The following is a 6,519-nucleotide window of genomic DNA, read 5'->3' as shown; positions in this document are numbered from 1 at the left end:
GGGCGGGGGCGACCTTGACGCCGACCCGGCGCTGGCCGGGCGGTGGCCGTGCGGCCGTCCGGGCGGAATCGGTCCGGCCCGTTACCCGCACGTGGTGGCGCCCGGACCAGGCATGAGGAGAGACTGAGAGCGGATCGTCCCGGCGCGAGCCACGCGCCGCCGGCGTACAAGGAGGCATCCACCGTGCCGCACGTCCTGGTTCTCAACGCGTCGTACGAGCCGCTCGGCGTCGTACCACTGCACCGCGCGCTCGTCCTCGTCCTCGAAAACAAGGCCGTCTGCCTCGAAGAGTCCGGCGCCCTCCTGCGCAGCCCCACCACCGCCGTGCCGGCGCCCAGCGTGGTCCGCCTCAAGCGTTTCGTACGGGTCCCCTACCGGGGGCCGGTCCCGCTCACCCGCCGTGCGCTCTTCGCCCGGGACGGAGGCCGCTGCGTGTACTGCGGGGCCGCCGCCACCAGCGTCGACCACGTCGTCCCGCGCAGCCGGGGCGGTCTGCACGCGTGGGACAACGTGGTGGCGGCCTGCCGCCACTGCAACCACGTCAAGGCCGACCGGCACCTCCCCGAACTGGGCTGGCGCCTGCGCCACCAGCCCGCACCGCCCACCGGACTGGCGTGGCGGATCATCGGCACCGGCCACCGCGACCCGCGCTGGCTGCCCTACCTCCAGCCGTTCGGCGCGGACGACGCGATGGCCCGGATCGACGGCGTCTCCGCCTGAACGCCCCCGGGCCGGTGGGTCGGCGGACGCCGTCCCGGGCGGGCGGCACCGTGGCTGAAAATGGACCATATCTGCCGTCCGGGGGAACGGAATGTGACCTACGGCACGTTGAGGACGTTGGCATCGGACCTATGTCACGCTCACGTCTGCGCACCCGAGGGCTGGGTAGGTCTCTCTACCGTCCTGCTCCCACGGCCAGGAGGCCCCACCTTGCCCGCAGCCGCGCGACTTCCGCTCCCCGCCCTCTCCAAACAGGTCCCCGGCCCCGAGCCGCTGACCAGTGAACCGCCCCTCCCGCCCGCCGCCGTCCCCCGTCCCGCCGGCGGACCGCGCGGCACCGACCGCCACGACCGCGCCGTCGTCACTCCCGCGCTCGACGTACCCCTCGCCACCGGCGCCGCACCCCTCACCAGCGAGCCGCCGCTCGCCGACGCCACCCCCCTGACGAGCGAGCCGCCGCTCGCCGTCGTCGCTCCGCTCACCAGCGAACCGACCGCCCCCGGTGTCGCGGGGGCCATGGAGTCTCCAGGAGTCTGAATGGGCCTGTCCCGGCTCGCCGCCCTGCACGGCGTCGCCACTTCCTACTCCCCGTCCGCGGGTGTCACGGTGTCCGTCCCCGACGACACGGTCACGGCCGTGCTCGCCGCGCTGGGGGTGGCCGCCGGCACCCCGGAGGACGTACGGAGGTCGCTCGCCGCCGCCGAATCGAGGGCGGGCTCCGGGCTGCTCCCGCCGACCGTGGTGGTCTGGGCGGGCGAGCCGTTGCCGTCCGCCCTCGCCGCGCTGCCGATCGGTACGACCCTGACCGTCGCCCCGGAGGCCGGAGCGGGCGCCGGGCGGCCCGAACCGGTCCGGCTGCGCGTCACGGGCGCGCAGGCGGACGTGCCCGACACGCCCCCGCCGTCCGCCGTCCCCGTCTGGTGGCCCGACCTGCCCTTCGGCGTGCACCGGGTGACCGCGCGCACCCTCGACCACCGGCAGGGCACCGCGACCCTGGTCGTCGCGCCCGCCCGCGCGCCCCAGCCCGCCGCCCGCGCCCAGGGCTTCCTCGTACAGCTCTACTCCCTGCTCTCCGGGCGGTCCTGGGGCATGGGCGACCTCGGTGACCTCGCCGACCTCGCCTCCTGGGCCGGACGCACCCTCGGTGCCGGGTTCGTCCAGATCAACCCTCTGCACGCGGCCGTCCCCGGGCGGCCCACCGACCCGTCGCCGTACCGCCCCTCCTCGCGGCTCTTCCCCGACCCCGTCCACCTGCACGTCGAGTCGATCCCCGAGTACGGCCAGGTCCGCGCGCGTGCGGTGCTGGACGATCTCCGCCAGGACGCCGCCGCGCTCTCGGAGGCCGTGCTCAACAAGGGCGCGCTGATCGACCGGGACGCCGTCTGGGAGCTGAAGCGGCAGGCGCTGGAGCTCATCCACCAGGTGCCGTTGACCCCCGGCCGCCGGGCCGCGTACTGCGACTACCTCTCCGCCCGGGGCCAGGCCCTGGAGGACCACGCGCTCTGGTGCGCGCTGGCCGAGGTGCACGGCCCCGACTGGCACACCTGGCCCGAGCCGCTGCGCGACCCCCGCTCCCGCGAGACCGCCCGCGCCCGTACCGGGCTCCTGGACCGGGTGGACTTCCACAGCCGGCTCGCCTGGCTGACCGACACCCAGCTCGCCGAGGCCCAGCGGGCCGCCCGGGACGCCGGGATGGAGGTCGGCGTGATCCACGACCTAGCGGTCGGCGTGCACCCTGCCGGAGCCGACACCTGGGCGGGGCAGGACGACTACGCGCGCCGCATGTCCGTCGGCGCGCCCCCGGACGCGTTCAACGCGCGCGGCCAGGACTGGGGCCTGCCGCCCTGGCGGCCCGACGCCCTCGCGGCCTGTGGCTACGCCCCCTTCCGGGACCTGTTGCGCGGACTGCTCGCGCACGCCGGGGCGCTCCGCGTCGACCACGTCATGGGCCTCTTCCGGCTCTGGTGGGTCCCCGAGGGCCGGCCGCCCACCGAGGGCACCTACGTCAGCCAGGACGGCGAGGCGATGCTCGCGGTCCTCGTCCTGGAAGCCCACCGCGCCGGGGCCGTCGTCCTGGGCGAGGACCTCGGCACGGTCGAGCCGGGCGTGCGCGAGGCGCTCGCCCGGCGCGGTGTCCTCGGCACGTCCGTCCTCTGGTTCGAGCGCGACTGGGAGGGCACAGGGCGCCCACTGGCGCCGGAGAACTGGCGCCGGGACTGCATGGCCACCGCCACCACCCACGACCTGCCGTCCACCGCCGCCCGCCTCTCCGGCGACCACGTGGCGCTCCGCCACGAACTCGGCCTGCTCACCCGCAGCCTGGAGGAGGAGCTCGCCGAGGACGCCGCGGACACCGCCGAATGGCTCGGCTGCCTGGCACGGCTGCGGCTGCTGCCCGAGGGCGAGGGCGACGAGGAGGCCGCCGTACGCGCCGTGCACCGCTTCCTGCTGAGCACGCCCGCCCGGCTGACCGGCATCTGGCTCCCGGACACCGTGGGCGACCGGCGCCCGCAGAACCTCCCCGGGACGTGGGACCAGTACCCCAACTGGCGCCTGCCGATCGCCGACGGGGAGGGCCGTCCCCTGACGCTGGAGCAGATCACCGGCTCGCCCCGACTGCACCGGCTGATGGACGGACTGACCCCCCGGACCCCACGTACGGCACCCCCGGGCGCGCGGCGTCCTTAGGCGTTCGCTACGTTTGCACCGTGGACAAGAAGAACGCTATGCGCGCCGGCGCCGTCGCGGCCGGTACGACGCTGATGATGCTGCTCATGTCGTCCCCCGCTCTCGCGCTCTCGCGCGACGACGGCGACGACCCGGGTACCGGCCTGTCGGTCATCGAGACCATCAGCCTGTACGTCCTCGCGCCCCTCGCGCTGTTCGTGGTGATCGCGGGCCTGGTCGTGGTGCTCGACAAGTCCAAGAAGAAGGCGTAACACCCTCACACGCTCAAGCCGTGTGCGCCGCCGGTACGGGATTACCGCGCGGCGCACACGCATGTCCGGACACGGACGCGCCGCCCTGCCGTGAGCGGCCCGCCCCGCACGAAGGCGCCCTCCCCGGTCGTACCCGGGGAGGGCGCCCGACGTCCGTCCGGCGCCGTTAGGCGGTCGCGGCGGCGGCGTCCGCCGCCTGGGCGCGCAGCGCGCGCTCGACACCCGCGCGGGACTCCGACATCAGCCGGCGCAGCGCCGCGTTCGGTTCGGCGGTGGCGAGCCAGGCGTCCGTGGCGTCCAGCGTCCGACGGGAGACCTGGATCGCCGGGTAGAGGCCGATCGCGACCTGCTGGGCCATCTCGTGGCTGCGGGTCTCCCAGACGTCCTTGACCGCCGCGAAGTACTTCTCCGCGTACGGCGCCAGCAGCTCGCGCTGCTCGGTCTGGACGAAACCGCCGATGACCGCCTCCTGGACGGCGTTCGGCAGCTTGTCGGACTCGACGACCAGCGCCCAGGCCTCCGCCTTGGCCTCCTCGGAGGGACGCGCGGCACGGGCCTCGGCCGCATGCCGCTCGCCCGCCGCGGTCCTGTCGCGCTCGTACTCGGCGGCGATCTCCTCCTCGTCCAGCAGACCGGTCGCGGCGAGCCGCTGCACGAACGCCCAGCGCAGCTCGGTGTCGACGGCCAGGCCCTCGACCGCCTTGGTGCCGTCCAGCAGACCCTGGAGCAGGTCCAGCTGCTGCGGGGTACGCGCGGTCGCCGCGAAGGCACGGGCCCAGGCGAGCTGGTGGTCGCTGCCGGCCTCGGCCGCGTTCAGGTGCGCCAGGGTGGCGTCCGTCCAGCGGGTCAGCAGCGCCTCACGGGACTCCGGCGCCGCGTACTGGTCGAGCGCCAGCTTCAGCTGACGGTGCAGTGACTGCACCACGCCGATGTCCGACTCCTTGCCGATACCGGCCAGCACCAGCTCCAGGTAGTCGCGGGTGGCCAGCTCGCCGTCGCGGGTCATGTCCCAGGCCGAGGCCCAGCACAGCGCACGCGGCAGCGACTCGGCGAAGTCGCCCAGGTGCTCGGTGACGAACCGCAGCGACTCCTCGTCGAGCCGGACCTTCGCGTAGCTGAGGTCGTCGTCGTTGAGCAGGACGACGGCCGGACGCTTCGTGCCCTCGGGCAGTGGCACCTCGGTGCGCTCGCCGTCCACGTCCAGCTCGATCCGCCGGCCGCGGACCAGCTTGCCGTCGGCGCCGAGGTCGTAGAAGCCGATCGCGATGCGGTGCGGGCGCAGCGTCGGCTCGCCCTTGGCACCGGCCGGGAGCGCCGGGGCCTCCTGGAGCACGGCGAAGGAGGTGATCCGGCCCTCGGCGTCCGTCTCCAGCGACGGGCGCAGGATGTTGATGCCGGCGGTTTCCAGCCAGGACTTCGACCAGGCCTTCAGATCGCGGCCGGAGGTCTTCTCCAGCGCGCCCAGCAGGTCGGTGAGCCGGGTGTTGCCGAAGGCGTGCGCCTTGAAGTACGCCTGCACGCCCGCGAAGAACTCGTCCCGGCCGACGTACGCCACGAGCTGCTTGAGGACCGAGGCGCCCTTGGCGTACGTGATCCCGTCGAAGTTGACGAGGACGTCGTCCAGGTCGTTGATGTCCGCCATGATCGGGTGGGTGGACGGCAGCTGGTCCTGCCGGTACGCCCAGGTCTTCATGGAGTTGGCGAACGTGGTCCACGACTGCGGCCACCGGGAGCCCTCGGCGTCCGCGAGGCAGGCGATCGAGGTGTAGGTGGCGAACGACTCGTTCAGCCAGAGGTCGTTCCACCACTCCATGGTGACCAGGTCGCCGAACCACATGTGGGCCAGCTCGTGGAGGATGGTCTCCGCCCGGCCCTCGTACGCGGCGTCGGTGACCTTGGAGCGGAAGACGTACTGGTCGCGGATGGTGACCGCGCCCGCGTTCTCCATCGCGCCCGCGTTGAACTCCGGGACGAAGAGCTGGTCGTACTTGGCGAACGGGTACGCGTAGTCGAACTGCTCCTGGAACCAGTCGAAGCCCAGCCGGGTGACCTCGAAGATGTGGTCCGCGTCGAGGTGTTCGGCGAGCGAGGGGCGGCAGTAGATGCCGAGCGGCACCGACTGGCCGTCGCGCTCGTAGCTGCTGTGCACCGAGTGGTACGGGCCGGCGATGAGCGCCGTGATGTACGTCGAGATGCGAGGCGTCGGCGCGAACGTCCAGACGTCGTCCACCGGAGCGGGCGTCGGGGAGTTCGAGATCACGGTCCAGCCGGCGGGGGCCTTGACGGTGAAGGCGAAGGTGGCCTTCAGGTCGGGCTGCTCGAAGCTGGCGAACACCCGTCGTGCGTCCGGCACCTCGAACTGGGTGTAGAGGTACGCCTGCTCGTCGACCGGGTCGACGAAGCGGTGCAGACCCTCACCGGTGTTGGTGTACGCGCAGTCGGCGACGACCTTCAGCTCGTTCGCGCCCTCGCGCAGGTGCGGCAGCGCGATCCGCGCGTCGCGGAAGACGGCGGCGACGTCCAGCGGGGTTCCGTTGAGGACGACGTCGTGCACCGCGGGGGCGACGAGGTCGATGAAGGTTTCCGCACCGGCCTCCGCGGAGTCGAAGCGCACCGTGGTGACGGACCGGAAGGACCCGCCCTCCTGCGCTCCGGAGAGGTCGAGCTCGACCTCGTAGGCGTCCACGGTCAGCAGACGTGCCCGCTCCTGTGCCTCTTCGCGGGTCAGATTCGTGCCAGGCACCCGGTCATCTCCTTCTATGGTGACGTTTCGGGTCATCCTTCCACGTCAGGGGCGGGTGGCGTTAAGTGCTTTCGCCCGGAGCGGAGAGGGAGGAACAAAGCGCGAGGGGGCGGCCAC

The 6,519-nt window shown here is 73.2% G+C and carries 5 protein-coding genes; 4 read left to right on the top strand and 1 reads right to left on the bottom strand.

Going from position 1 to position 6,519, the window contains the following annotated elements:
- Positions 1–183: 183 nt before the first annotated feature.
- The 4 genes from ACFWEP_RS29630 to ACFWEP_RS29615 all read left to right on the top strand — a co-directional run bounded on the left by ACFWEP_RS29630 (position 184) and on the right by ACFWEP_RS29615 (position 3,659).
- Positions 184–720: an HNH endonuclease gene (locus ACFWEP_RS29630; RefSeq protein ID WP_387374597.1), complete on the top strand. Its 537-nt coding sequence runs from the start codon at positions 184–186 to the stop codon at positions 718–720.
- A 210-nt stretch (positions 721–930) separates the two neighbouring features.
- Entirely contained in the window at positions 931–1,257 is a 327-nt protein-coding gene (locus ACFWEP_RS29625; RefSeq protein WP_387374595.1) for a hypothetical protein, read from the top strand.
- Positions 1,258–3,408 (top strand): 4-alpha-glucanotransferase, encoded by a 2,151-nt coding sequence (malQ, locus tag ACFWEP_RS29620; protein WP_387374594.1) that lies wholly within the window; start codon positions 1,258–1,260, stop codon positions 3,406–3,408.
- A gap of 20 nt (positions 3,409–3,428) precedes the next feature.
- Positions 3,429–3,659, top strand: a complete 231-nt coding sequence (locus ACFWEP_RS29615) for a hypothetical protein (protein ID WP_358763416.1) — start codon at positions 3,429–3,431, stop codon at positions 3,657–3,659.
- 166 nt (positions 3,660–3,825) lie between these two features.
- On the opposite strand, the gene pepN is transcribed toward ACFWEP_RS29615, so the two are convergent.
- On the bottom strand, positions 3,826–6,402 hold the full coding sequence (gene pepN, locus ACFWEP_RS29610; protein WP_387374592.1) for an aminopeptidase N: 2,577 nt from the start codon (positions 6,400–6,402) through the stop codon (positions 3,826–3,828).
- Positions 6,403–6,519: the final 117 nt, after the last annotated feature.

Origin of the sequence: Streptomyces sp. NPDC060198, from assembly GCF_042728415.1 — a bacterium.
GTDB lineage: Bacteria > Actinomycetota > Actinomycetes > Streptomycetales > Streptomycetaceae > Streptomyces.
Note: the sequence above shows the minus strand (reverse complement) of the source record. Positions and strands in the feature narration are given on the sequence as shown.

Excerpts from the sequence above, each read along its gene's own strand:
- malQ (WP_387374594.1), top strand. The coding sequence starts at position 1,258 with ATGGGCCTGTCCCGGCTCGCCGCCCTGCACGGCGTCGCCACTTCCTAC.